The 21,060-nt window shown below is 53.6% G+C and carries 28 protein-coding genes, 1 tRNA gene and 1 pseudogene; 6 read left to right on the top strand and 24 right to left on the bottom strand.

The window, feature by feature from the left end; all coding sequences use genetic code 11:
• Positions 1-18: 18 nt before the first annotated feature.
• The 15 genes and pseudogenes from OR573_08605 to OR573_08535 all read right to left on the bottom strand — a co-directional run bounded on the left by OR573_08605 (position 19) and on the right by OR573_08535 (position 9,225).
• The gene (locus OR573_08605; protein ID XGA78590.1) at positions 19-480 is read right to left on the bottom strand and encodes a hypothetical protein; all 462 of its coding nucleotides are present in this window, start codon (positions 478-480) and stop codon (positions 19-21) included.
• Between the two features lie 64 nt (positions 481-544).
• Positions 545-856, bottom strand: a complete 312-nt coding sequence (locus OR573_08600) for an HNH endonuclease signature motif containing protein (protein ID XGA78589.1) — start codon at positions 854-856, stop codon at positions 545-547.
• Positions 828-1,985, bottom strand: a complete 1,158-nt coding sequence (locus OR573_08595) for a phage portal protein (protein XGA78588.1) — start codon at positions 1,983-1,985, stop codon at positions 828-830. Before OR573_08595 ends, OR573_08600 begins: the two co-directional genes overlap by 29 nt.
• A complete protein-coding gene (locus OR573_08590; GenBank protein ID XGA78587.1) occupies positions 1,982-2,503 on the bottom strand; it encodes an HK97 family phage prohead protease in 522 nt (173 codons plus the stop codon). The genes OR573_08595 and OR573_08590 overlap by 4 nt, the downstream gene beginning before the upstream one ends.
• A gap of 4 nt (positions 2,504-2,507) precedes the next feature.
• Positions 2,508-3,728 (bottom strand): phage major capsid protein, encoded by a 1,221-nt coding sequence (locus OR573_08585; protein ID XGA78586.1) that lies wholly within the window; start codon positions 3,726-3,728, stop codon positions 2,508-2,510.
• 355 nt (positions 3,729-4,083) lie between these two features.
• A complete protein-coding gene (locus tag OR573_08580) occupies positions 4,084-4,485 on the bottom strand; it encodes a hypothetical protein (GenBank protein ID XGA78585.1) in 402 nt (133 codons plus the stop codon).
• Positions 4,486-4,535: 50 nt separating this feature from the next.
• Entirely contained in the window at positions 4,536-4,826 is a 291-nt protein-coding gene (locus OR573_08575) for a hypothetical protein (GenBank protein XGA78584.1), read from the bottom strand.
• A gap of 2 nt (positions 4,827-4,828) precedes the next feature.
• Complete coding sequence (locus tag OR573_08570) at positions 4,829-5,125, bottom strand: hypothetical protein (protein ID XGA78583.1); 297 nt, start codon at positions 5,123-5,125, stop codon at positions 4,829-4,831.
• Entirely contained in the window at positions 5,115-5,528 is a 414-nt protein-coding gene (locus OR573_08565) for a hypothetical protein (protein XGA78582.1), read from the bottom strand. The genes OR573_08570 and OR573_08565 overlap by 11 nt, the downstream gene beginning before the upstream one ends.
• Positions 5,525-5,731, bottom strand: a complete 207-nt coding sequence (locus tag OR573_08560; GenBank protein ID XGA78581.1) for a hypothetical protein — start codon at positions 5,729-5,731, stop codon at positions 5,525-5,527. The genes OR573_08565 and OR573_08560 overlap by 4 nt, the downstream gene beginning before the upstream one ends.
• Positions 5,732-6,003: 272 nt before the next feature.
• Positions 6,004-6,219, bottom strand: coding sequence for an AlpA family transcriptional regulator (locus OR573_08555; GenBank protein XGA78580.1), 216 nt, complete (start codon positions 6,217-6,219; stop codon positions 6,004-6,006).
• A 66-nt stretch (positions 6,220-6,285) separates the two neighbouring features.
• The gene (locus OR573_08550) at positions 6,286-6,900 is read right to left on the bottom strand and encodes a hypothetical protein (protein XGA78579.1); all 615 of its coding nucleotides are present in this window, start codon (positions 6,898-6,900) and stop codon (positions 6,286-6,288) included.
• Positions 6,897-8,123 carry an integrase arm-type DNA-binding domain-containing protein gene (locus OR573_08545; GenBank protein ID XGA78578.1) on the bottom strand — a complete coding sequence of 409 codons (1,227 nt, stop codon included), beginning with the start codon at positions 8,121-8,123 and terminating at the stop codon, positions 6,897-6,899. Before OR573_08545 ends, OR573_08550 begins: the two co-directional genes overlap by 4 nt.
• Before the next feature lie 162 nt (positions 8,124-8,285).
• Positions 8,286-8,376: transfer RNA gene (locus OR573_08540), tRNA-Ser, on the bottom strand.
• A gap of 84 nt (positions 8,377-8,460) precedes the next feature.
• Positions 8,461-9,225 (bottom strand): annotated as a pseudogene (locus OR573_08535) (dienelactone hydrolase family protein).
• Positions 9,226-9,450: 225 nt separating this feature from the next.
• Here OR573_08535 and OR573_08530 point away from each other — a divergent pair.
• The 4 genes from OR573_08530 (at position 9,451) to tusB (ending at position 11,307) form a co-directional block, all read left to right on the top strand.
• Positions 9,451-10,131, top strand: a complete 681-nt coding sequence (locus OR573_08530; GenBank protein ID XGA78577.1) for a Bax inhibitor-1/YccA family protein — start codon at positions 9,451-9,453, stop codon at positions 10,129-10,131.
• An 87-nt stretch (positions 10,132-10,218) separates the two neighbouring features.
• Entirely contained in the window at positions 10,219-10,611 is a 393-nt protein-coding gene (gene tusD / locus OR573_08525; protein ID XGA78576.1) for a sulfurtransferase complex subunit TusD, read from the top strand.
• Between the two features lie 8 nt (positions 10,612-10,619).
• Positions 10,620-10,997: a DsrE family protein gene (locus OR573_08520; GenBank protein XGA78575.1), complete on the top strand. Its 378-nt coding sequence runs from the start codon at positions 10,620-10,622 to the stop codon at positions 10,995-10,997.
• A gap of 13 nt (positions 10,998-11,010) precedes the next feature.
• Entirely contained in the window at positions 11,011-11,307 is a 297-nt protein-coding gene (tusB, locus tag OR573_08515) for a sulfurtransferase complex subunit TusB (protein XGA78574.1), read from the top strand.
• Between the two features lie 35 nt (positions 11,308-11,342).
• On the opposite strand, the gene OR573_08510 is transcribed toward tusB, so the two are convergent.
• Both OR573_08510 and OR573_08505 read right to left on the bottom strand, forming a co-directional pair.
• On the bottom strand, positions 11,343-11,972 hold the full coding sequence (locus OR573_08510) for an XRE family transcriptional regulator (protein ID XGA78573.1): 630 nt from the start codon (positions 11,970-11,972) through the stop codon (positions 11,343-11,345).
• 82 nt (positions 11,973-12,054) lie between these two features.
• Positions 12,055-13,002 carry a histone deacetylase family protein gene (locus OR573_08505; protein ID XGA78572.1) on the bottom strand — a complete coding sequence of 316 codons (948 nt, stop codon included), beginning with the start codon at positions 13,000-13,002 and terminating at the stop codon, positions 12,055-12,057.
• A 401-nt stretch (positions 13,003-13,403) separates the two neighbouring features.
• Here OR573_08505 and OR573_08500 point away from each other — a divergent pair, with 401 nt between their 5' ends.
• Positions 13,404-16,151: a bifunctional acetate--CoA ligase family protein/GNAT family N-acetyltransferase gene (locus tag OR573_08500; protein ID XGA78571.1), complete on the top strand. Its 2,748-nt coding sequence runs from the start codon at positions 13,404-13,406 to the stop codon at positions 16,149-16,151.
• 74 nt (positions 16,152-16,225) lie between these two features.
• Here the strand turns inward: OR573_08500 and pdxH are convergent, their stop codons facing one another.
• From pdxH to OR573_08485, 3 genes are all read right to left on the bottom strand, one after another.
• Positions 16,226-16,870 carry a pyridoxamine 5'-phosphate oxidase gene (gene pdxH / locus OR573_08495; protein ID XGA78570.1) on the bottom strand — a complete coding sequence of 215 codons (645 nt, stop codon included), beginning with the start codon at positions 16,868-16,870 and terminating at the stop codon, positions 16,226-16,228.
• 68 nt (positions 16,871-16,938) lie between these two features.
• Positions 16,939-17,292: an AzlD domain-containing protein gene (locus tag OR573_08490; GenBank protein XGA78569.1), complete on the bottom strand. Its 354-nt coding sequence runs from the start codon at positions 17,290-17,292 to the stop codon at positions 16,939-16,941.
• On the bottom strand, positions 17,286-17,981 hold the full coding sequence (locus OR573_08485; GenBank protein XGA78568.1) for an AzlC family ABC transporter permease: 696 nt from the start codon (positions 17,979-17,981) through the stop codon (positions 17,286-17,288). Before OR573_08485 ends, OR573_08490 begins: the two co-directional genes overlap by 7 nt.
• Before the next feature lie 112 nt (positions 17,982-18,093).
• Here OR573_08485 and OR573_08480 point away from each other — a divergent pair, with 112 nt between their 5' ends.
• Positions 18,094-18,765, top strand: a complete 672-nt coding sequence (locus tag OR573_08480) for a cytochrome b/b6 domain-containing protein (protein XGA78567.1) — start codon at positions 18,094-18,096, stop codon at positions 18,763-18,765.
• Positions 18,766-18,859: 94 nt separating this feature from the next.
• Here OR573_08480 and OR573_08475 read toward each other — a convergent pair whose 3' ends face one another.
• The 4 genes from OR573_08475 to OR573_08460 all read right to left on the bottom strand — a co-directional run bounded on the left by OR573_08475 (position 18,860) and on the right by OR573_08460 (position 20,951).
• Positions 18,860-19,330: a cytochrome c gene (locus tag OR573_08475; protein XGA78566.1), complete on the bottom strand. Its 471-nt coding sequence runs from the start codon at positions 19,328-19,330 to the stop codon at positions 18,860-18,862.
• 112 nt (positions 19,331-19,442) lie between these two features.
• Positions 19,443-19,838: a DUF2069 domain-containing protein gene (locus OR573_08470; protein XGA78565.1), complete on the bottom strand. Its 396-nt coding sequence runs from the start codon at positions 19,836-19,838 to the stop codon at positions 19,443-19,445.
• On the bottom strand, positions 19,838-20,458 hold the full coding sequence (gene wrbA / locus OR573_08465) for an NAD(P)H:quinone oxidoreductase (protein ID XGA78564.1): 621 nt from the start codon (positions 20,456-20,458) through the stop codon (positions 19,838-19,840). The genes OR573_08470 and wrbA overlap by 1 nt, the downstream gene beginning before the upstream one ends.
• Positions 20,459-20,462: 4 nt before the next feature.
• The gene (locus tag OR573_08460; protein XGA78563.1) at positions 20,463-20,951 is read right to left on the bottom strand and encodes a gamma-glutamylcyclotransferase; all 489 of its coding nucleotides are present in this window, start codon (positions 20,949-20,951) and stop codon (positions 20,463-20,465) included.
• Positions 20,952-21,060: the final 109 nt, after the last annotated feature.

Here is a 21,060-nt window from a genome sequence, read left to right as displayed (position 1 = left end):
TTGCAACGCGCTCCACAATCATTGCAACGTTCTCGGTATCAAGCCGTCGTCATCGTCAACGCCTTGGCGCGCGTCTCGCTCAAGCGCGGCCCCCTTGTGAATGTCCTGTGACTTGCCTACCACGCTGATCGTGTCGATCTTCAGCTGCCGAGCCATTGCCAGGGCGCGGCGGCTCATCTTGTCCAGCAGTGTGCAAGCCGGGTTGATCTGGTCGCCTTGGATCATGCCATGCTGGTCGATGTAGGCTTCCAGCTCGGCCATATCACCGTAGGCGCGGGCGAGCTGCGCAGCGAGAAGCATGTCGGCTTCTGTCCACGTATCGCGCGGGCGAGCGGTGACGATTGCCTCCCAATACGGCGCGTCCTGCTCTCTCAGGCGCACAAATGCCGGGGGGTTGATTGCCCCCTTACTCGCCGATTGCGCGGCGGATATGGCTGCCTTGGCGCTGTCGGATCGGTGGCGGCGTGCGGTGGTTTTCATGGCAGTTACCAATAAAAAAGAGGTTAGGCGGCGGTTCGTGCTGGGCCGGTTGCTGGTGATTTTTTCAACGGTTCCAGTGGTGGTTAGGATCAAAAGGGCGGCCGCTGGCATCGCATCCAGGTACCACAAGGCCGCTGCCTTCCATCTCGGCGCGGGTCTTGCGGCTGTGGCATTCACAGCACAGCGGTTGCAGGTTCTCTCTGCTGTTGTCGTCTGTGTAGTCGCCTTCACCGTTGCGTATGTGATCCACTTGAGTAGCAGGGGTGACAATGCCGCTTGCCATACAGTGGCGACATAACGGCTCATCAGCGAGTACCTGGGCACGTAGGCGTGACCAGGCAGCGTTATTAAGTGGTAGGTGGCGCCGCTTTTTCATCGTCGATACCCTTGATAGTGGGCAGGTTCTCCAGGCGGCGCACCTCGCTGGGCATCATCCACCCATCAGTAATGCCACGCTCGTAGAACTGGGCACGTTTCAGACTATCGCCACGCAGTAGCCCTTCAACGTTGTGCTCTGCGTAAAAGCTGGCTGTGTCATTGATCAGAGTGCGGCTGACAGCTTGCTCCCACATCACCAAATGCCGGCGGAGTGTATGGGTCACGAAGTAGCGGCCGAGCTCCACGGCGTTCGAATAGTTGGCCTCTCGTAGGTCGCCAATCAGCACCGGGGGCACCCTGAAAAGGCGCGCTACTTCTTCAACGCTCATCCGGCGGGCTTCTATCCATTCAGCATCTTCGAGTGTCATGCTGACGGTCTTGAACTCGGCGCCAGCGGGTAGCACTGCGGTTTTACCGTGGTTGTTAACGCCAGCTTGGCCAGCGGCCCAACTATCACGAATCTCGCCGGCCTGGGCCTTGGTGGTTCCCGCTTGCGTCTGGATCACGCCTGATAGCTTGGTACCCTGGGCAAACATTCGCTCGCCGTGGGTTCGTTCTGCCAGCGCCAGCCCAACAGTATCTCGAGCCACTTGGATCGGGCTGCGGCCGAGGATGCCATCGTCACTATGGTAGCGAAGGTGTAGCACCTCAGAGGGCAGAAGCCGGCGGCGCCTGCCGTGCCTGTCGGTCACGTCGTATAGCAGCGTATCCTCTGTGGTGATCAGCACAGTGACGTTATCCGGGTGAAGTGCTTTCAGGCTTTCGACACGGCCGGCTGCGTTCCACTTCACCTCGGCGTATGCGTTGCCCCTCAGTAAAACGTGGCGCTGCAACATCTCGCGGAACTCGAGCGCGGTCTGCTGATCGTTGGGCGTATCGTGAAGCACCTTGTAAAGCGGGTGCTTGCGGGCCTTCTCTCGGCCGTCGTCTGTTCGCCGGTAAATGTCCAGGGGCAAGCTCGCCACGCTTTCAGCAATGGCCGACACGGCCGCATAGACGGCGCTGATACCTTCGGCACTGCTGGGGGTCACGCTCACACCGGCCACGTCTTGCGCCAGGGCGAACTTATCCCAATAGGTGTCGTAAGTATCGGCGCGTTTCTCGAATAGGCGTCGAAAGAGCTTCATTGGCAAGCCTCCAGGTATTGGCGGGCGAGGCGAATAGAGCGGGGCAGGCTGCTACGTACTTGCACTGTGGTTGCGTCATACACGGGCGAGGCGGTGATTGTTACCTCGAACAGATCCACATCGCGCAACTCTCGCACCGGCCGACCGTCCTGCTCTGTCCAGGCGTCACTCACAGGCAGAAAGCCAAAAGAGCACCCGCCAACGTCGCCACGCTCGACCAAATGCGCCAGGTCACGGCCGAGGGTGGTGTCGGGCAGGTCGATCTCGAAAGCCAAGCCGACGTTATCCTCGCTTAATCTCAATGTACCGGCACCGAACCGGCCCAAAAGGGCGCGGCCATCGTGCTCATAGATAGCCCGGATATTCCGGGCTGTGTCGGCGTTGAGGGTGCGAGCAAATGCGCCAGCGCGGATAACCTCGACAAACTCGCCAAGGTCGGCGGGTTCATCGAAGCGGGCCACATAGCCGGTCAGCTTGCGGCCCTTGGGCGTTAACTCACTACTTGCGCGGCGTTCCATAGTGTTAGACCACCGGGGTGGCCACAACAAACGCTTGCGGATGGCGTAAAGCCACATCACAAGTCGCCATTGCGCGCACTTGAACGCCACCACGCGAATAAGCCGGTTCAGCGTATGGGTTTACCAGGATGTCGATTTCACTCCACACCCCAAGCATCACTTGCGAAAAGTCGCCATACAGCAGGGTGTTTACCGGCATCTGGTTAGTGCTCCAATAGGGGCGGCTATCCATCTGGCCATTTTCCAGCAGGAAACCGGAACCGCTGCCAGCCACTTTTTCAGTGCTGCCGAGGGTGGTTTTCACACCAGGGGCCGAAAGCCAGCCAGCGCCTTCCAGGTTCTCGAGCTCCAACAGCTCGGAGAGTCCGAGCACTTCCTGCCAGGTGGTCGGCATGTTGGCGGTTTGCACACCGGATGCGCCAATAATGCCCTGTGGCTCACCGGCTGCGCCGGCACCGTTCAGGATGGCGTTGTCGATCTGCTGGGCAATCAGTGCGGAGAGGTCGCCACGTACAAGCTGTTCAATGTCTGGGCTTGATTGCTGGATAAGCTGACGGCTCATCTCAGTTTTACCGCCGACGTGCTTGGGTGAAAGCGTCACCTCTCCAAAGGTCATATCACCTTCAGGCACGGCACCACCTTCAGTTACCCATCCAGTCGCCAAGCCAGTGCCATGCTTCGGGATGCTCACATCACCCGACAAACCGGACAGAATGCGGATACCAAGCCGACGCGCCAGCAGGCGGTTACGTAGGGCGTCGATGTACTGGTCGGGGCGGTGATCAGTTGGAGTGATCTGGCCAGCTGAGCTGGTCGTATTGGCGCGGGTTTCCAGGGCGGCCATCGGTACAAACGCGCCTTGAGCTTTACGGCCGCTGCGGCGCTCGGCTTCCTGAGCATACTCGGCTTCAGCACCGTCCAGGCTGCGACCTTCCATCTGGGCGCGCATAACCTTCATTACGCTTACTTGGCTGGCCAGCTTGGTGAAGTCAGCGCCAGCGGTATTCCCACCAACAGGGGCCGCTACACTGCGGCGCTCCACATCAGCGACATATTCAGCGCGGTCGATCTGGTTGGCGAGGCTGCGTTCTTCTTTCTTGAGCGCGTCAAACTGGCTTGTTTCATCGGCTGACAGATCGCGGCCTTCACTGGCGGCGGTGTCTACCAAAGTTTTCATTTCTGCAACTTTGGCGCTTCGCTGTTCTCGGAGTGCTGATAGTTTCATTCGGTTTCACCATTGTCGGGTTGATGGCATCACCTTTGACACTTGGCGCCAGCGGTGATAATACAATGTTATATCATTACATGGACTCACACCAATAAGCCTTAACGCTGTGCCTTATACCCCCCTGGGATGGTAACTCTAGAAGGGTGTCCAATTTTTGAACGCGGTAAAAATCGAAATAAGGGGATAAGGGTTCAATTTTTGACCCCTTATTTAAGCGGCTGGCGCTGATATTCCGATAAGGGTTCAATTTTTGACCCTATAGGGTTCAATTTTTGAACGCGGTATTTATTGAACGGGCATTAAAAAACCGGCCTCATTGGGCCGGTTGGTAAATGCACAGAAAAGCGCAGTTTCACCCCTTGGACAGCTTGCGCCTGGGTACAATGCTTGGCGGTGCGTCCAAGTCTTTGCCTGGGCAATCGTCGATCGTCTGCCAGGTCAGGCCAAACAGCGCACAGCGCGCGCCTTCTCGGCCGTGCCTGTTCTCGCGTGTCTTCACGATCAGGTTCTTGTCTTGCAGCTCCCTTAGCGACTTTGCAAGCGTAGCCTTGGCCATGCCTCCCCAATCATCCATCATTGAATGAGTGGCAGACAGATCACCATTGTTCCGGCCGTTGTACTGGCTCCCCAGCACCATAAGTACTTTCAGGGCCGAGGGTGACAGTTCCCGAAAATCGCGCTGTTCCATCAGCAGTTTGGGCAGCGCAAGAAAACCGCCGGGGGTTGATACCCGTTCTCGTTTTTTCTTGGGCATGGCATCCTCCAAACAGGGGGCCTCGTATTGAGGCCCCCTGATTACGTCGCTTATTTCAGGCGGTAACGCTTGATACGCCTTTTCGGCTCGCCTGGGTGCGGGTGTATCTCTGTTTGGATGTCATACCCCTTGGCGCGTAGATCACGCACGACGGCGCGGGCGTCTGCTATGGGCAGTTCCCATTGCAGCTCGGCGGCGCTCATTGGCTGCCGACGTAAAAGCTCTAGCACCATACATTGCTGAGTGTTAGGCTTTACTTTGCCGCAAGGCGTCGTCGGTAGTTGGTGTTCGAGGGTTCGGCTTTCCCCAAAGCCGAGCCCTTTTGTAACTTGAGCGACCATAATCAAATGCCCCCTTCTTCATCTTCTAGTTGCCCAATCGTTGCTTCCAGGCCGTCGGCTTCATCCAGAAAGTATTCCGCTTTTTGCTTGGCCAGTTCATGGCCAATAGAAGCGAGCCTTTCAGCATCTTTAGCTAAGTCGAACCCATCCTTTTCAAGCACGGCTGTAACGGCCTTGAATAAAGACTCCATTTTCAACAAGTCTTCACCCGCAAGCGTCAACTGTTCCAAGTGCTGCGAATAATCGTTAATAGCGGCCTGTTTGAATCTGGCTATAGTGGGGGCGCCTTTAGTTTCCATGATCTTCTCCCGAGAAGTATTCTTCCTCTAGAAAACTAGCGCGTTCAGCCAGTGAACCGGCCAATTCATCCAGGGCTATCAGCAGGCCATCGCGGGTGAATTCGTCCAGCCGTTGATATTGCAACGTCTTAATCACGGCCATTTGAGCAATGGAAACTCTATCCATCGTCCTGCAATCCCCACACAAGGCGGCGCGGGCAAGGTTGGCGCGGTCGGCGTCTGTCATTCCGCCTGGGCTTGATATGGCGCCCACGACTTCACCGCCGACCAGCACAGTGAGTTCTTCGCCAGGCTCAGGGATCGTATTACCGCCTTTGGTATTTATGTCGTTTGCAATGGCTGCTAACTGTTCAGCCAGTTCAAAAACGGTTTCAGCATGAAGTGTCAAATCAAAAGTATTCATGCCACACCGCCAGCGCTGCGCTTGGCAGCTTCCAGGGCGCGGGCTTCCAGGGCTTCCGCTTTTTCGATGTGGGCGTTGTAGCGGGCGAGGCGGGCTCGAGCGCTCGAGTCAGCAAATAAGGCAGACTTTGCCATTGCACGGTGGGCAGCGGCGCGGCTTTCGAGGCTGCGATTGATGAGGTTGGATAGGCGTAGTTGTGCCATGGGTGTGACTCCTTTGTGTTTGGAGTCGTCCCCGGTTGCGGCCAAGCAACGGATGGGGGCGACTGTACGCAGGTTGGCCGACCGGTCACAAAGGAAACCGGCACACCCGAGGGTGTCCCACGCACAGCCGCCATAACTGACGGGCATAAAAAAAGCGCCGTCATTTGGGGCGCTGGTGCGCCTTTGTGATTGAGACCGGCCAAGGTCTGTAGTTGCTGACGATTTTGCGCCAGCAAATGAAGCATAGGGGAACGTATGGGATAAAGTCAACATCACGCGGCCCCCTTTTCTTTACGGGCGGCTTCAATGCGCTCTTCGATCCATTGATCGACTTCATCTTCTACCCACGCAACAGATCGCGGGCCGATTTGAATAGACTGCGGAAACTCGCCTTTTTGCATTAGCCGGTAAAGTGTCGAGTTGGCCAGGGCGGTGCGTGCCTGTACTTCACGGCGCTTTATGAGTGCTTTGCGGGTTGGCTGGGCCATCTGTACTTCTCCTGTTCGTCTTGGGATGACAGGGACAGGATGAGCGCCAGTCCACCTTTAACGGCGTTAGCGGTTGGATTTAGCGAGGGGCCAAAGCTTGTCTTTTATTGTCGAGTACTTGTATATCTGACTACTTTCAAAAATAGCATCTTCATCTTCTACCAGATAACTATCGTTCATTGGCGTCAATCTCAGGCCATCAAGCGGATCAGATTCCCACATTTCAATGAATGAAACGAAGTCCATGCCAGCAGCCCTATGTTGGCGCATTACGTCGATTACCTTGGCTTTGAGCACTGATCTTGCTTTTGGTCGGTGATTGCGTGAAGCGGCGGTGCGCTGGGCTTGTGCGCTTTTGATGCGGTAAAGAGAAATGTTGTAGTTCAGACGTTCTATATTTTCTGCCAACACAGCAAAGCTCACGTTAGTGGCATCTTGTTCATTGCGAGCTATGTGGTGTCGGCATTGAAGTAGCTGCTCTTCGATCAAATGCTGAAAGTCTGCTCTTGCTTCAAGAGGTAGGCTCTCGAGACTGGAAGGTAGACTCTCTTCAATCCTATTAAGCCAGGCCAGGGGGTCAGCAGGCATTCGAATACGTTTTGAGCGGAACTGCCACTCATGCCAATAATCATCTGCAGCTTCACACTCTGCTTGAAATGCTCTCAGATCATCATTATTCACGCTTGCCCCCTGATAGGTACGACATTGCTCGCACCATCGCGCAGCGCATCCAGGTAGTTAGCCCACGCCTGCAACATTTCGCGCCTTTGGTCCAGGTACGCGGTGCGGTTGTAGGCGCGGCCGTTGGCGTCTTTTACGACGTGGGCGAGTTGCTGTTCGATGTAGGCGGGCGGATAGTTAAGCCGTTCTTCAAGTATCGTTCTGGCCATCGCGCGGAAACCGTGGGCAGTCATCCTGTTTTTGTAGCCCATGCCAGCCAGGGCGGCGGTAATCGCGTTCTCGCTCATTGGTCGTTCCCGACTTCTCGCACCCGGGAAAACATAGCGGCCGCGTCCGGTCAGACAATGAAGCTCTGCCAGCACCTCTACAGCTTGTGAGGCAAGTGGCACGATCAGCGGTGGGCTGTTCTTGCTGGGCTGAAATGTCCAGGTAGCTGCGTCCAGGTCGATAGCATCCCATTCAGCGCGGCGAAGCTCACCAGGGCGAACAAACACCATCGCGGAGAGCTTGAGCGCTGCCAGTGTCACCGGTTCGCCGGTATAAGCGTAGATCGCGCGCATCAGGGCGGCCGCTTCTTCGGGGTCAGTGATTGCCGGGTGGTGGTTGACCTTGGGCGCCCGTAGTGCACCTTTCAGATCGGCGGCGGGGTCACGCTCGGCGCGTTCTGTGGCAATCGCATAGCGATAAATTAGGCTTGCCAAGGTGCGCACCCGCTTGGCGGTTTCGAGCTTGCCTTGCTTTTCGATTTTGCGCAGGCAGTCCAACAGATCGGCCGCGTTGATCTCGGCGATTGGGTGATTGCCGAGCCAAGGCAGCAAATGAAGCTCCAGGCGGCGTTTATCATGGCGGTAGTGATCCTCTACCACTTTGCCCTTATGTACCTCGAGCCATTCATTCGCCACGGCCGTCAAGGTATTGGCGGCCGCTATCTTGTTGGCGCGGCGCTCGGCTTTACGCGCGGCGTTGGGGTCAACGCCTTGGGCGAGCTGACGACGTGCTTCATCTCGGCGTTCGCGTGCCTGGGCGAGGGTGGTGTCGGGGTAGATGCCAAGCGCCAGCCGCTTTTCCTTACCATTGAAGCGGTACTTCATTCGCCAATAGGTACCACCGCTCGGGGTGACTTCCAGATACATGCCACCACCATCAGAAATTTTGTAGGTTTTCTCTTTTGGCTTGGCGCTGCGCACGGCGGTAGCTGAGAGCTTGTTTGTCGCTCGGGTCATTGGGGGCACCTTTCGGGGGCATTTTAACGTATGCCCCCAGATATGCCCCTTTTGGGGGTGGGAAGTCAAGGAAGGAATGAGACGTATAGAAAACAAAAAAGCGCCCTAGGGCGCTTGGTTGCTGTGTTTCTGGTATCTCTGGGAATGCCTGAAACATTGTTCTGGCGGAGGGACAGGGATTCGAACCCTGGAAGGGCTATTGACCCTTGCCGGTTTTCAAGACCGGTGCATTCAACCGCTCTGCCATCCCTCCGACTTGGCTGCGTATACTACCAGCTTTTCCTTGGAAGTCAACGCTGTTGATAAATAACGCTTTCATTTTTGCACGAACAGGCGATTAATCCGTATGTGATTCCAACCAGGCAGAGAAGGTTGCCCAAGATCGTTGGTCAGCCTGTTCTTCGTAGCGGTCGCTGCCAAAGACGCTGAAGGCGTGGGGAGCACCTGAGTAGATACCCACTTCATAGCTGACGTCTGCTTCTTCAAGTGTGGCAGATAATGTTGCCACGTCTTCAAGGCTGACAATCTGGTCGCCACCGCCGTGGGCAATAAAGATTGGCGCTATGTCAGCATCATAGGATTGGCCTTCTGGTGTATCCAGCCCGCCGTGAAAGCTGGCATAGCCCGTTACATTTTCCAGGCTGTTGGCGCGAGCCATCTCCAAGGCGACTGTGCCGCCGAAGCAGTAGCCGAGAATCACGCTGCCGCTGTCCATGCCTTCTGCTAACGCTGCCTCCATGCCACCCTCGGTCAAGTGCCGCATGCGCTCACGGTCTTCATACAGCCGGTTGGTCGCAGCCTGCTTATCCTCGAGTGCTTGAGGCCGATTGCCTGTTCCATAAAGATCAACCGCAAAAGCATCGTAGCCTTGTTCTGCCAGCATGTCGGCACGCTGACGTTCATAGTCATCAAGGCCATCTCAATCATGCACAATCAGTACTGAACCTTTGGTTTCGCCGTTTGCTTCAACAAAATAGCCTTCAAAAGCCTCATCACCTATCTGATAGCTTAGATCCTGCCCAGCCGGTGAGAAGGCGAATGCTGGCAGGGCGCCAAGTGTTAATAGGCTGCCAAGTATGACGCGAGAATAATGGGTGTTCATTGGACATTCCTTAATGGTCTACGGGGCGTTTTGCTGTTGATAGCGTACGGGAATTGGCAAAATTATTTACTTCAGACTATACAACGTAGAGGATTGTTAAACCCTTTGCATGCTTTCTAACCACACCTTGCGTGGAAACAGAGTGAAAGACAATGCTTGCGTCGGGAACTAGACGACGGCATCCTTGTCAATTGTGAGTAATTGAAACCTTATGGAGCAAGTTACATGGCTTACAATGATGCGCGTACTTCACCGTCTGTAGCTACTGGCAAGGCGACTGGCGTTAGCACCAACAAAGTGTTGCGTAATACCTACGCGTTATTGGCGATGACCTTGTTGTTCTCTGCGGTCACCGCTGGCGCAGCGATGGCAATGGGTGTCGAACGCATGAATATTTTTGTGTTCTTCATCGGCGCCTACGGATTGATGTTCCTGGTTCACAAAACCGCTAACTCTGCTATTGGCCTGTTATCTACATTTGCGTTTACTGGCTTCATGGGGTTCACCCTAGGGCCGATTCTCTCAGCCTATTTGGCATTGCCGAACGGTGCGTCCTTGATCATGACCGCCTTTGCGATGACGGGAGCCACCTTTATCGGCCTATCTGCAGTGGCACTGATTTCCAAAAAGGATTTCAGCTTCCTCGGTAATTTCCTGCTGGCGGGTGCCATCGTACTGGTACTGGCCATGGTCGTTGGTCTAGTGTTTAACATTGCTGCGCTGTCCCTGATGGTCTCCGCTGGTTTTGTACTGTTCTCATCAGCGGTGATTCTCTATCAGACCAGTGAAATAGTTCATCGCGCTGGAGAAACAAATTACATTCTGGCAACCATCACGCTATACGTATCAATCTACAATCTGTTTATAAGCTTGCTGTCCTTGTTGGGTATCATGAGCAGCGATTAATTTCGCCTTCATGTAATTAGCAGTATAAGCTGAAATTTACAGGCTCCATCTCATGATGGAGCCTGTTTGTTAATAGGGTAGGCTTTCATGCGATATGGGTTGTTAGTGCTTGGTGCGCCCTTTAGCAGTGAGGCGCCGCGTTCAGCGCTTCGTTTTGCTGAGGCACTCTTCAAGGAAGGGCATCAGCTGGAAGGCGTTTTCTTTCATCACGATGGTGTTTTTAATGCATCGACCCAGCTTGGCGACATGCCTCCACACGCTGAGTTATATCAGCAGTGGTGCGCCTTGAACGAAAAGTACGGTGTCACCCTGGATGTATGTGTGTCAGCCGCGATGCAGCGCGGTCTTATCAATCAAGCAGAAGCGACACGTCAGCATCTTGATTGGCACAATGTTGTGGCGCCGTTTGAATTAACCGGTATCGGGCAACTGGTTGATCTGCAAAATCGCTGTGAGCGTTTTATCAGCTTTGCGCCTTAGGAGTAGATGTGGAAACCCAAACTACTATGTTGCCAACTACGCTAATAGTGCTTCGTCATTCGCCACATGATGAGCGTTGGCTGGCAGAGGGGCTTGACGTCGCTCTGGTCGGCGCTGTTTTTGGCCAGGAAGTAAAACTCTTATTTATGGGGCAGGGCATTATGGGTTTAATCCCGGGCCAACATGATGCTCTGGGTAAACCCCTTAGTACCTCAGCCATACTGGAATCATTGGAAATGTACGGTATCAAGGAACTGCTAGTGCCAAGCAGTGACCTGGCAAACCTGAATATTGGCCAGAAAGACTTGATGGCGGGGGTATCTGTTATTGATGACGACCAGCTCAGGGCATGTTTTTCCAATGCCAGTCATATACTGACATTTTGAAGGTGATTGACTGATGACGTTGCACATTCTTAACCAATCTGCGTCCTATCCCGCAGCCTCGCAAGCGCTTAGCGCCATTAATCCTGAGGATCATTTACTCCTGATCGAAGAGGCCGTTACAGCTGCCTTAATCATTGATGATAAGTGGAAATCATTGGTTGGTCAGGTATCTATTTTATACGAAGACCTGTTATCAAGAGGTTTGGCAGATAAAATAGACGATGGTTACCTGAATGGTTTTCAAGTTATAGATACCCAAGAGTTTGTGGCGTTGACAGCACAGCATGGCCAGGTTATTACATGGCATTGAAATATTATACCGTTATCCTATTTCAATAAATAAATTTAAGAATCGCCCCGAGTGCAAACAGAAAGAACCGTTGCGTCTTCATCGCTAACCGATACCAGAGCATGCCCCATCTCACTGTCGAAATAGATGCTGTCTCCTTGTGTCAGATGCAAGGGAGCATAAAACTCGGTATATAGTGAAATTTCTCCGTCAAGCACCATCAAGAACTCTTCGCCATCATGACGAACCCATTGATGGTATTCATCAAAACTGCGTGCCCTGACAACTGTCTTAAATGGAATCATACGCTTCTGAGCCAACTGGTGACCCAATAATTCGTGCTCATATGTGGGTGTTGGATGCAATTTGCCTTTTCCCTTGCGGGTAAGGTCTCGACGCCCTAGCGTATATTTTTCGCGTTTGGGCGGAGTAAAGAGTTGTGGTAGATCAATATCCAGGCCGGAAATCAGCTTCTGAACCACTGTGAAAGTGGGGGATATCTGATCGTTTTCAATCTTGGAAAGAGTAGACCGGGCAAGCCCAGTACGCTGGCTGGTTTCTTCCAGTGTCCAACGGTTAGCCAGGCGTATCTGCTTCAGGCGTTCTCCCAGACGCAGCGGTTCTACGAAAGGTTTGCTACCTGAAGCAATCTTTAATGCCGCATTTTCTTCTGACGTTGCCGACATGGCTCAACACTCAAAGGTCATAAGGTTCAACAATCAGCCACGACTATACCATGAAGACCATCATATTGAGCCAACAGACAGGCTAGGCGTTGGGGGCATCACTGAATGGCATACCCAGTAAGGCTTTCATATGTGCCTCAACGCCGCGTGCCAGGGTATCAGGGTTATAGCCACCTTCGAGGACTGAAACAACGCGATTATTGGCGTAAAGAGTCGCTATTTCCATCGCCATGTGGGTAATCCAGTAAAAGTCTTCATCTTCCAGACACACGTCTGCCATCGGGTCTTCGCGATGGGCATCAAACCCTGAGGAGAGCATTACCAACTCCGGTTTGAAAGCATGTAGGGCCGGTAACCAGTGATTTTCGATGGTGCGTCTGAATTCCTTGCTATCAGTGCCCACTTCCAGTGGGGTATTGACAATATTTTGCCACTCGCTACGCAGATAACGCCAAGGATAGAAGGGGTACTGGAAACTGCTGCATACCAGGATATCGGGGTCATTCTTGAAAATATCGATGGTGCCGTTGCACTGGTGCACATCGAAATCCAGGATAGCAATTCTGCGGGCGCCATATTTTTCTCTGGCATAGGCCGCGCCCACTGCCACATTGTTATAAAAGCAGAAGCCCATGGCATCAGAGGCTTCTGCATGGTGGCCTGGCGGCCTGACAGCGCAGAACACATTATCCGCCTGACGTTTGAAAACCTGATCAACCCCCTTGATGACGGCTCCAGCGGACATTCTGGCCGCTTTCAGGCTGTCGGGGTTCATCATGGTGTCACTGTCGAGCGTCACTATGCCCTGTTCAGGGACACACTTTTCCAACGCCTTGAGGTGGCGCATAGGATGAACACGGGCGAGATCTTCATCGCTGGCTTCCTTGGCATCGCCCTGCATTGTCTGTTGCAGTAGGCCAGATAGCGCGAGACGAGCACTGATAGCCTCCAGACGCTGTGGATTTTCCGGGTGTTCAGGCCCCATGTGATGCAGTGAGCAGTGGGGGTGTGTCAAATAGGCAGTGATCATTCAAGTGCTCCAAAATAGCAGGCTTCACCTTAATCGCGACAAGGTGTCATAGGACAGTGTCAATAAGTCGTAATTGGTCAATTAATCCTGCAGACTGATAGGGTCTGTTGACGTTTCCTCACGGCCGCGACAGAGGCCCTTTTGGTGCAGAGCAAGGCGTGAGGAGCGTGGTTGGGTGGTTCCCAATTAGCGACGAACAACGCAGGGCTGTGCCAAAAGGGCCCTGTCCCTTCGGGTTGCGCGCCAAAGAACGCCATGCGGCGTTGCGCCACTCGGTAAGGGCACTACCATTACCGTCGTGTCGCGCCTTGCCTGACGCCCTTTGGCGCAGCAACGCGGTTCGCGATGAAACGTCAACAGACCCTAAGCTAACAGCACCTATTGAAGCGGGAGAGCCACACGTGAGTACACGCTTTTTACATCACTTCTTTGAGCCGCGCACACTCGCTGTCTTTGGAGCTTCGGAAAAACTTGAATCCCTGGGTGGGCTCGTCCTGCGCAATATTCAGGAGGGTGGTTTCAAGGGCAAGATATGGGCGGTGAATCTGCGCGGATATGCTCAGGTACATGGAGAAGATTGTGTTCGCCACGTCGACGATTTGCCGGAGATTCCTGATCTGGCGGTTGTCTGTTCTCCCATTGAAGGGGTTCCCAAACTGATTCGCCAACTGGGTGATTTTGGCGTCAAGGCAGCGGTTGTGCTGTCCGGTGGGGCTTATCTTGATCGTGAAAAGGGCAACAAGGGCTCCATCCGTGAGCGCATGCTCAAGGCCGCCCGGGTTTCGGGCATACGCCTGCTAGGGCCTGAATGCATGGGCGTTATCGTGCCGGGTAAAAAACTCAATGCCTCCTACGCCAGTCATCCGGTAAAAGCGGGCAGGGTGGCTTATATTGGCCAATCAGGCATGCTGGCCAATGGCATGATTGATTGGGCAGCCGGGCGTGATGTGGGCTTCTCGCACCTGATTACCGTGGGTGACAGTGTGGACGTCCTGCTCCCTGACCTGATTGACTACGTGAATCAGTTTTCGCCCGCCCAGGCGATTCTCTTGCACCTTGAGCGGGTCAATGATGCTCAGCACTTTATGACGGCATTAAGGGATGCCTCCCGTAATCGCCTGGTCGTGGCTATCAAGAGTGGGCGCACCGTAGAGTCAGATATTTCTGGCATGCCGCCCACGCCTGGTATTACCAATCGCGATACGGTCTTCGATGCCGCCTTTGCCCGCGCTGGTGTGGTGCGGGTGGATGATTCCGATGAGCTTATTGATGCGCTGGAAACCTTATCACGCATGAAGCCTTTGAAAGGCGATCGCCTGGCGGTTGTTTCCAATGGTTTAGGGCCGGCCATGCTGGCGATTGATAAGCTGATCAGTGCGGGCGGTAAACTGGCAAAATTCAGCGTTGATACCCAGCACCTGCTGAACGAACGTCACGTGGATATCACCAAGCCGGGTGAAAACCCGGTTGACCTGGGGGGAAATGCCACGCCGCAGCGCTTTGTGGATGCTCTGGAGATTGTAGCCGCTGACCCCAATGTGGATGCGGTGCTGGTGGTGCATGCGCCAACGCGCCTGGCCCCCTCCCTGGAAACAGCTCAGGCGCTGGTGGCTAACCGCAAGAAGTTCCGGCGTAACCTGCTGACCAGTTGGATGGGGCTTAAAGAAGCTTTGAATGCCCGCCATGAATGCAATATCTCGGGAATTCCGACTTATACCTCGCCGGAAAAAGCCGTCAAAGCCTTTATGCACATGGTGGATTATCAGCGCGTGCAGCTATTGTTGCAGGAAATTCCGCCTAGCCTACCATTTACGACCAGCTCGGAAATTCGTGCGGAATGCCGCACCCTGATCAAGCAAGCCAAGGAAGAGGGCCGCCAGACACTCTTTCATTCAGAGGCAGCCAAAGTACTCGAAGCATACGGTATTCCTACGGCTCCGAGTATCTACGTGCATAACCGTGAGGAGGCGCTCGAGGCCGCTGGTAAGCTCAAGGGCCCCAAGGCACTCAAAGTGGTTCATGAAGGTAACTGCCGGCCTTATCGCTACCGCAAGCATCCTCACAAGGTGTCGGCCGGGCTGCTTCAGGATCTGGAAACACCCCAGGAGGTGGCCGATGGGGTCGAGCGGTTGGGCGAAAAAGTTAATGAAAAATTCCCCCAGTATCAGGTGCGCGAGTATTGCCTTCAGCCAATGCAGCGGGGCAAGCACTCCATGCAGATTTGTGCGGGCATTACCCGTGACCCTGTATTTGGCCCCTTGATCGTCTTTGGTATTGGTGGTTACAAGGTCAATATTCTCGCTGACCGCCAGGTGGCATTACCGCCGTTGAACATGAGCCTGGCAGCTGATGTTGTCGGGCGTACCCATGCAGCCTCACTGCTGCGAGAGCACTCAGCAGACCCTCAGCGCGATATTCATCGCCTTTGCCAGCTGCTAGTCAAGTTGTCACAGATGGCGTCGGATCTTACTGAACTCTGCGGATTGGAGATCAACCCCTTACTGCTCAATCGTGATGGCATGATAGCGGTGGATTTTGCTATCGATCTGGGTAGCCCGGCGCGCTTTGCTATCATGCCGTACCCTGAAGAGTTGCGAGAATGGGTAACGCTTAAAAATGGCTGGCAGGTTGAAGTGCGCCCGATTCGTGCTGAAGATGCGCCCTTGATTACCACCTTTCATCGCCAGTTATCCGAGGAAAGCATCCGTTTCCGTTACTTTCATAACAAATCGGATCTTACCAACCGTGATCTTTCAATGCTGTCGCATATCAACTATGACCGTCAGATGGCCTTTATTGCTGAACATCAACTGGAAGATGGCAGTAAGGAAATGCTGGGTGTCGTGAGGGTCTGGAACGATCCGGATAATATCCGTACCGAGTTTTCAGTGATTATTCGCGATGATCTGCAGGGGTTAGGGATTGGCAGCCTGTTGATGAAAAAGATGATTGATTACTGCCGTAACATTGGCACTCTGGAAATGATCGGCAAGATAATGGCCGATAACCATCCTATGCGAGCACTGATGAAGCACTTGGGGTTCAAGATTCGTTATAACATGGAAGAACAGGTCATTGATGCGACCATGCTGCTTAATGAGCCGGAAAGTGAATGGCAGCGCCATCGTCTGGAAAGCCAGCCCGATTGACGCCTGCTTTGAATGTCAAAGGGCGGCCTTTCCACAGGCCGCCCCAGAACTTTTCTGTTGTGAGCTATTGCTTATCAGGGCGCTAGCCTGAAACGGTGCCACTGGCCACCATCACGGCGTTCGTAGCGAATCCGGTCGTGCAATCGGCTGGGCTGGCCCTGCCAGAATTCCAGCATATCCGGTATAACCCGATAGCCTCCCCAATGAATCGGGCGTGGGATTTCCTGACCTTCATAGGCCTGCTCGAAACGGTGCTGGCGTTCTTCAATCCAGTTCCGGCCTGGAATCACAACACTTTGGGTAGCGACCCAGGCACCCAGTTGGCTACCGCGCGGGCGGCTATCGAAATACTCGTCTGACTCATCGGCAGATACCTGCTCAACTCGCCCTTCAATGCGCACCTGACGCGAGAGAGACGGCCACCAGAACGTCAGTGCGGCAAAAGGCACAGCGTTCAGCTCGTTCCCTTTGTGGCTATGGTAGTTGGTAAAAAACACCATGCCGTTTTCATCAAAGTCTTTTAACAGCACAACGCGTGCGTGGGGGCGCCCCTGGTTGTCGACCGTTGCCAGAGTCATGGCATTACCGTCTTGTTCATCATTCTCGATAGCCAGGGTGAACCATTCATCAAACAGTGCAATGGGATCGTCTGGTGTCTGGGCTTCTTCGAGCTGCCCACCTTCATAGTCGCGTCTAATATCGGCGATTTCACGTTTCATCGGGTAACTCCTTGGAGTGTTTTACCTATGTTCGCCGCTCTAAAGAAAAACCTCAAGCGCTCTTTCAGTTATAAGTTGGTACCACCCAGTTGAACCATCAGCATGTAACTGGCGGTACCTAACCCAATGGAAAGCAAGGCGTTGCGTCGCCAAAGATGCAAGGCCGCCACCATTAAACTTGCCATTATCAGGGGTAAGCCATTGGCACTTAAATTGAACGCCAGGTTCGGTGTCAATGGACGCAGGTCACGTAAAGCATAGATAACCAGAATCAGCATCACGGCCGGGGGAAGATAGCGGCCCAAATGGATAATCAAAGGGTGATCTGCCTGCCTGGAAAGGGCCACAAAGGGCACGACTCGAGTGGCAAAGGTGGCTAACGCGCAAACAATAATCAGCTGCCACACAGGATCATTCAGCATTGGGCTCTCCTGCGGGTGTCACGCCGAAAATAGTCAGCCAGTAGCAGCAAACAGGTGCTGGCAATGGCACCTAAGAGCAAGTGGCGGTCAGGCAGCAATAGAAGGGCACCGATACCCGTTACCAAAGCAATGACAAAGGGGCGCGACTGTCGCAAGCGACACGCCTGCTCCAAGGTCAACACAATGAACAGGGCCGTCAGGGCAAATTCAATCCCCTGGCTATCAAACAGCGCCGCGCTGCCCAGCGCGACTCCCATCAGGGAGCCAAGTACCCACCAGGTCTGATTCAGCAGGCTAATACGCAAATCCAGCCCATGGGAAGGCTTGTCTTCGGCAGGTTGGCTGGTCAATAAAGAATAGGTTTCATCGGTCAGCGCAAAAATCAGGTAAGGTTTCATTAAGCCGGCACCCTGAAAACGCTTAAGCAGCGACAGGCCATAGAAAACATGCCGGGAGTTCAGCATCAGGGTAGCGACAGCCACCTCAGTCAAACCCGCGCCTGCAGCTAACAAAGCCAGTGCCAGAAATTGCCCCGCTCCTGCATAAATAAATACGGACATCGCGAGAGCAGCATACCAGCTGATACCTACTTCGATAGCCAGAATGCCAAAGGCAGCCCCAAGCGGTAGATAACCAAACATAACGGGCAAGGTTTGTTGGCTGGCATAGCGCCAGGCCGAACTGATCACATCTGACTCCTTGGTTCATGTTTTAATAATAAAACGAGATGCATTCTATGAGAAAAGGTTAAGAAATGCGAAAATAGTCTTCCTATCATCGCCATTCAAAGGGATCTGAACTATGCAAGCTGTTCACGTGTGGGATGTGCTGGTACGTATTTTTCACTGGGGATTGGTGGTTGCTGTCCTGCTTTCCTTTTACACCATGAAAACCGATGGTGCTCCGTTTCTTTTTCCGATTGAAATCCATGCCCAGGCAGGTTATGTCGTACTTGGTTTATTGACGTTTCGCTGGATATGGGCTTTTTTTGGCACTCATTACGCCCGCTTTCGTGCATTTCTGACCTCACCCAAGACCTCTGCACGTTATGCTCAAAGCCTTATCCAGCGCCAGCCAGCCCCTTATGCCGGGCATAACCCACTCGGCGGCTGGGCGGTGTTGATTCTGATGCTGTCACTTACCTTTCAGGCGATCAGCGGGTTATTTTTAAGCGATGATATTTTTTTCTCAGGCCCACTATATGGCAGCCTGGGTAATGAGTTCAGCAGTGCACTGGTAAGCTGGCACGAACTCAATGCCCAACTACTGATGATTCTGATTGGATTGCATCTTGTCGCTATCGCTGTTCATGCAGTTTTGGGTGAAAGACTTGTTAAGGCAATGTTTACTGGCGTCAAGACATTTACCCAAACACCTGTTGACGCCATCAATACTTCAATCAGGTTACCGGTTATCAGTGCTTTAATGGCTCTTTTGGCCGGCGTAGGCGTCAGCGCTTTCTTTTGGCTTTAGTTCAATCAGCTTTAAGTGACTATTTGACTAAAAAGAGCCAGCACCTGTGTACGGGTACTGGCTCTTGATATGTTTAAGCGCAAAAATGCTGTGATCAATTATCGCGATAATTATCGTGGCAGCCTTTACAGGAGTTTGCGACAGTTGCAAAAGCGCGCCGCGATGATTCGAAGTCGCCTTCCTGGGCAACCTCAGCCAAGGTCGCGGTTTCTTCCATGAAAGTTTCCACGCGTTGCTGAATATCGTCCTGATTATCGGCTATCTTGGCCATGGCATCCGTTTCAACGCCGTGGTTGTCGCCCATATAGGAGCCTTCAACAAAACCTTCCCAAGGCATGCCAGCAACCGCGTTGACTGCCTCGGCGCGCCGTGCGAACTCTTCAGGATCATAATCAATCTTGCCCTGTGCCATCGCCCCCATCGGGCCAAAGTGCCAGGCCATAACGCTGAAAGCTGACTGTCGATACTCAATTGCATCTTCAGGGTCAGCCGCCTGAACCAGGGCGGTAGTAGAGAGAGCTGCTGCCAGCGCAGTGACAATTGTCATTCCTTTCATCAATTGCATTATGATGTTTTCCTTTGCAGTGGTCGTCGTCAGCATCTGTTGATGCTTCAGCATAAGACTAGCAGCAAAATATGTCCTGTTAGTTATATCCTTGTAAATTTTTTGATGGTGATCAGGGTGTCTGTTGTAGCTGACGGCTGCGAAAACGTGCATATCCCATGCAGCCAACAAATAGAGCCAGTGACACCAGTGCTTCAGCGACCCCGCGGAACGCCTGGCTCGGCAAAGTCGCCACCATCACGCCCTGGGTAAAATAGAGCAGGCTAACAAATGACAGCCAGGCATGCCCACGCGGACGACGACCGATAATAGTAGGCAGAAACAATATCAGCGGTAGCACGAAGGCGACAATGGGGCGCCAATTGAACGTATCTCCCTGAAGGAGAAAGCCACGATAAACCGTTAATAGCAAAAGCGTCACAAAGCTTGCCAATACCAGCTGACGCGACCAATAGGTCAGGCGGTCAAGACCATACTGTTCTTCCAATCCATCCAGCCATTCGCGCATCAGTTTGTCTCCTGCAGGGTGTTCAAAGCCAGCGCCAGCTTGGCGATGCGTTTACCTTGGGCATGGCAGAGTCGGCGTTCCTGTTCATCGACCTGTCGGTCGCTACGGGCGCCGGCCACATGCGTCGCGCCATAAGGCGTTCCGCCTGTGGTAGTGCTGAGCAACTCAACTTCGCTATAGGGTAAGCCCGCATACACCATGCCGTGGTGAAGGAGCGGCACAAGCATGGTAAGCAGGGTGCTCTCTTGGCCACCATGCAAACTTGAGGTGGAGGTAAACGCACAGGCCGGTTTATTGATCAGGGTACCGTTTAGCCAAAGATTACTGGTGGTATCTAGAAAATACTTCAGGGGCGCCGCCATATTGCCAAAACGGGTCGGACTACCTAACGCCAGCCCAGCACAGTGGAGCAGGTCATCCAGCTCTGCATAGATGGCACCTTGTTCGGGAATATCCGGTTCAACGGCTTCACAGGTCGTTGAGACTGAGGGCACACAGCGTAGACGTGCCTGAATGCCACTGATGCTTTCAACACCTTCGGCAATGTATCTGGCCATGCTGGCCGTCGCGCCGCTACGTGAGTAATAGAGTACAAGAACATACGGAAGGGGGGCACTCATACGATCAATAGTCTCCGACAATAAGGGGCGCTGGATCATCCAACTGATCCAGTATGGTAGCAGAATCAGCCAGGCGTCGGTAAACCCAGGCGCGAGACCCATCCGCCAAAGTAATTTCCTGGCGGGTATAGCGCACGCCAATGCGCTCATAGCGGTCCAGCCGTCTAAGCTGTTCAGGTGTCACTGTCAGGCGCAAGCCTTCAACATGGGCATTTTCAGCGAAGGAAAGATCCAGGCCGTTTTTACGGTAGTTTTCCAAGCGTGCTGGCCTGGGTTGGCCGTTAGCTCCCATGACCAGCCAGCGGACGGGCGCATAGGTCAGTGTGCCGTAAACAAATACATGGTGTGTCCTCTGCTCAATATCAGCCACATCATCAGGGCGTTCATAAAACCATGGACTCAGCATGGTCAGCCATAACCAGGCCAACACGCCTACAATCCCCAGCAGGGCAATCACCAGCCAACGTCTTTTTCGCTTTGGGTTACTCAACATTATCTACGCTGCTCCCATCAGGTTTATCACACAGGGCTAAATCCCTGTGCCAACACTTTCCTTACTTAATGGGGAAAGTTTTTGTTAGCATAAGGCTTCCACCCGCCGG

The organism is Halomonas sp. CH40, from assembly GCA_041875495.1.
Classification (GTDB): Bacteria; Pseudomonadota; Gammaproteobacteria; order Pseudomonadales; family Halomonadaceae; genus Vreelandella.
This window is presented reverse-complemented; position numbering and strand designations above follow the sequence as displayed.

Excerpts from the sequence above, each read along its gene's own strand:
- OR573_08530 (XGA78577.1), top strand. The coding sequence starts at position 9,451 with ATGGCTTACAATGATGCGCGTACTTCACCGTCTGTAGCTACTGGCAAG.
- OR573_08460 (XGA78563.1), bottom strand. The coding sequence starts at position 20,951 with ATGTTGAGTAACCCAAAGCGAAAAAGACGTTGGCTGGTGATTGCCCTG.
- tusD (XGA78576.1), top strand. The coding sequence starts at position 10,219 with ATGCGATATGGGTTGTTAGTGCTTGGTGCGCCCTTTAGCAGTGAGGCG.
- OR573_08575 (XGA78584.1), bottom strand. The coding sequence starts at position 4,826 with ATGGTCGCTCAAGTTACAAAAGGGCTCGGCTTTGGGGAAAGCCGAACC.
- pdxH (XGA78570.1), bottom strand. The coding sequence starts at position 16,870 with ATGAAACGTGAAATCGCCGATATTAGACGCGACTATGAAGGTGGGCAG.
- OR573_08595 (XGA78588.1), bottom strand. The coding sequence starts at position 1,985 with ATGAAGCTCTTTCGACGCCTATTCGAGAAACGCGCCGATACTTACGAC.
- tusB (XGA78574.1), top strand. The coding sequence starts at position 11,011 with ATGACGTTGCACATTCTTAACCAATCTGCGTCCTATCCCGCAGCCTCG.
- OR573_08605 (XGA78590.1), bottom strand. The coding sequence starts at position 480 with ATGAAAACCACCGCACGCCGCCACCGATCCGACAGCGCCAAGGCAGCC.
- OR573_08545 (XGA78578.1), bottom strand. The coding sequence starts at position 8,123 with ATGACCCGAGCGACAAACAAGCTCTCAGCTACCGCCGTGCGCAGCGCC.
- OR573_08470 (XGA78565.1), bottom strand. The coding sequence starts at position 19,838 with ATGCGCGAATGGCTGGATGGATTGGAAGAACAGTATGGTCTTGACCGC.
- wrbA (XGA78564.1), bottom strand. The coding sequence starts at position 20,458 with ATGAGTGCCCCCCTTCCGTATGTTCTTGTACTCTATTACTCACGTAGC.
- OR573_08510 (XGA78573.1), bottom strand. The coding sequence starts at position 11,972 with ATGTCGGCAACGTCAGAAGAAAATGCGGCATTAAAGATTGCTTCAGGT.
- OR573_08555 (XGA78580.1), bottom strand. The coding sequence starts at position 6,219 with ATGGCCCAGCCAACCCGCAAAGCACTCATAAAGCGCCGTGAAGTACAG.
- OR573_08475 (XGA78566.1), bottom strand. The coding sequence starts at position 19,330 with ATGCAATTGATGAAAGGAATGACAATTGTCACTGCGCTGGCAGCAGCT.
- OR573_08560 (XGA78581.1), bottom strand. The coding sequence starts at position 5,731 with ATGGCACAACTACGCCTATCCAACCTCATCAATCGCAGCCTCGAAAGC.
- OR573_08505 (XGA78572.1), bottom strand. The coding sequence starts at position 13,002 with ATGATCACTGCCTATTTGACACACCCCCACTGCTCACTGCATCACATG.
- OR573_08585 (XGA78586.1), bottom strand. The coding sequence starts at position 3,728 with ATGAAACTATCAGCACTCCGAGAACAGCGAAGCGCCAAAGTTGCAGAA.
- OR573_08590 (XGA78587.1), bottom strand. The coding sequence starts at position 2,503 with ATGGAACGCCGCGCAAGTAGTGAGTTAACGCCCAAGGGCCGCAAGCTG.
- OR573_08600 (XGA78589.1), bottom strand. The coding sequence starts at position 856 with ATGAAAAAGCGGCGCCACCTACCACTTAATAACGCTGCCTGGTCACGC.
- OR573_08580 (XGA78585.1), bottom strand. The coding sequence starts at position 4,485 with ATGCCCAAGAAAAAACGAGAACGGGTATCAACCCCCGGCGGTTTTCTT.
- OR573_08570 (XGA78583.1), bottom strand. The coding sequence starts at position 5,125 with ATGGAAACTAAAGGCGCCCCCACTATAGCCAGATTCAAACAGGCCGCT.
- OR573_08565 (XGA78582.1), bottom strand. The coding sequence starts at position 5,528 with ATGAATACTTTTGATTTGACACTTCATGCTGAAACCGTTTTTGAACTG.
- OR573_08490 (XGA78569.1), bottom strand. The coding sequence starts at position 17,292 with ATGCTGAATGATCCTGTGTGGCAGCTGATTATTGTTTGCGCGTTAGCC.
- OR573_08480 (XGA78567.1), top strand. The coding sequence starts at position 18,094 with ATGCAAGCTGTTCACGTGTGGGATGTGCTGGTACGTATTTTTCACTGG.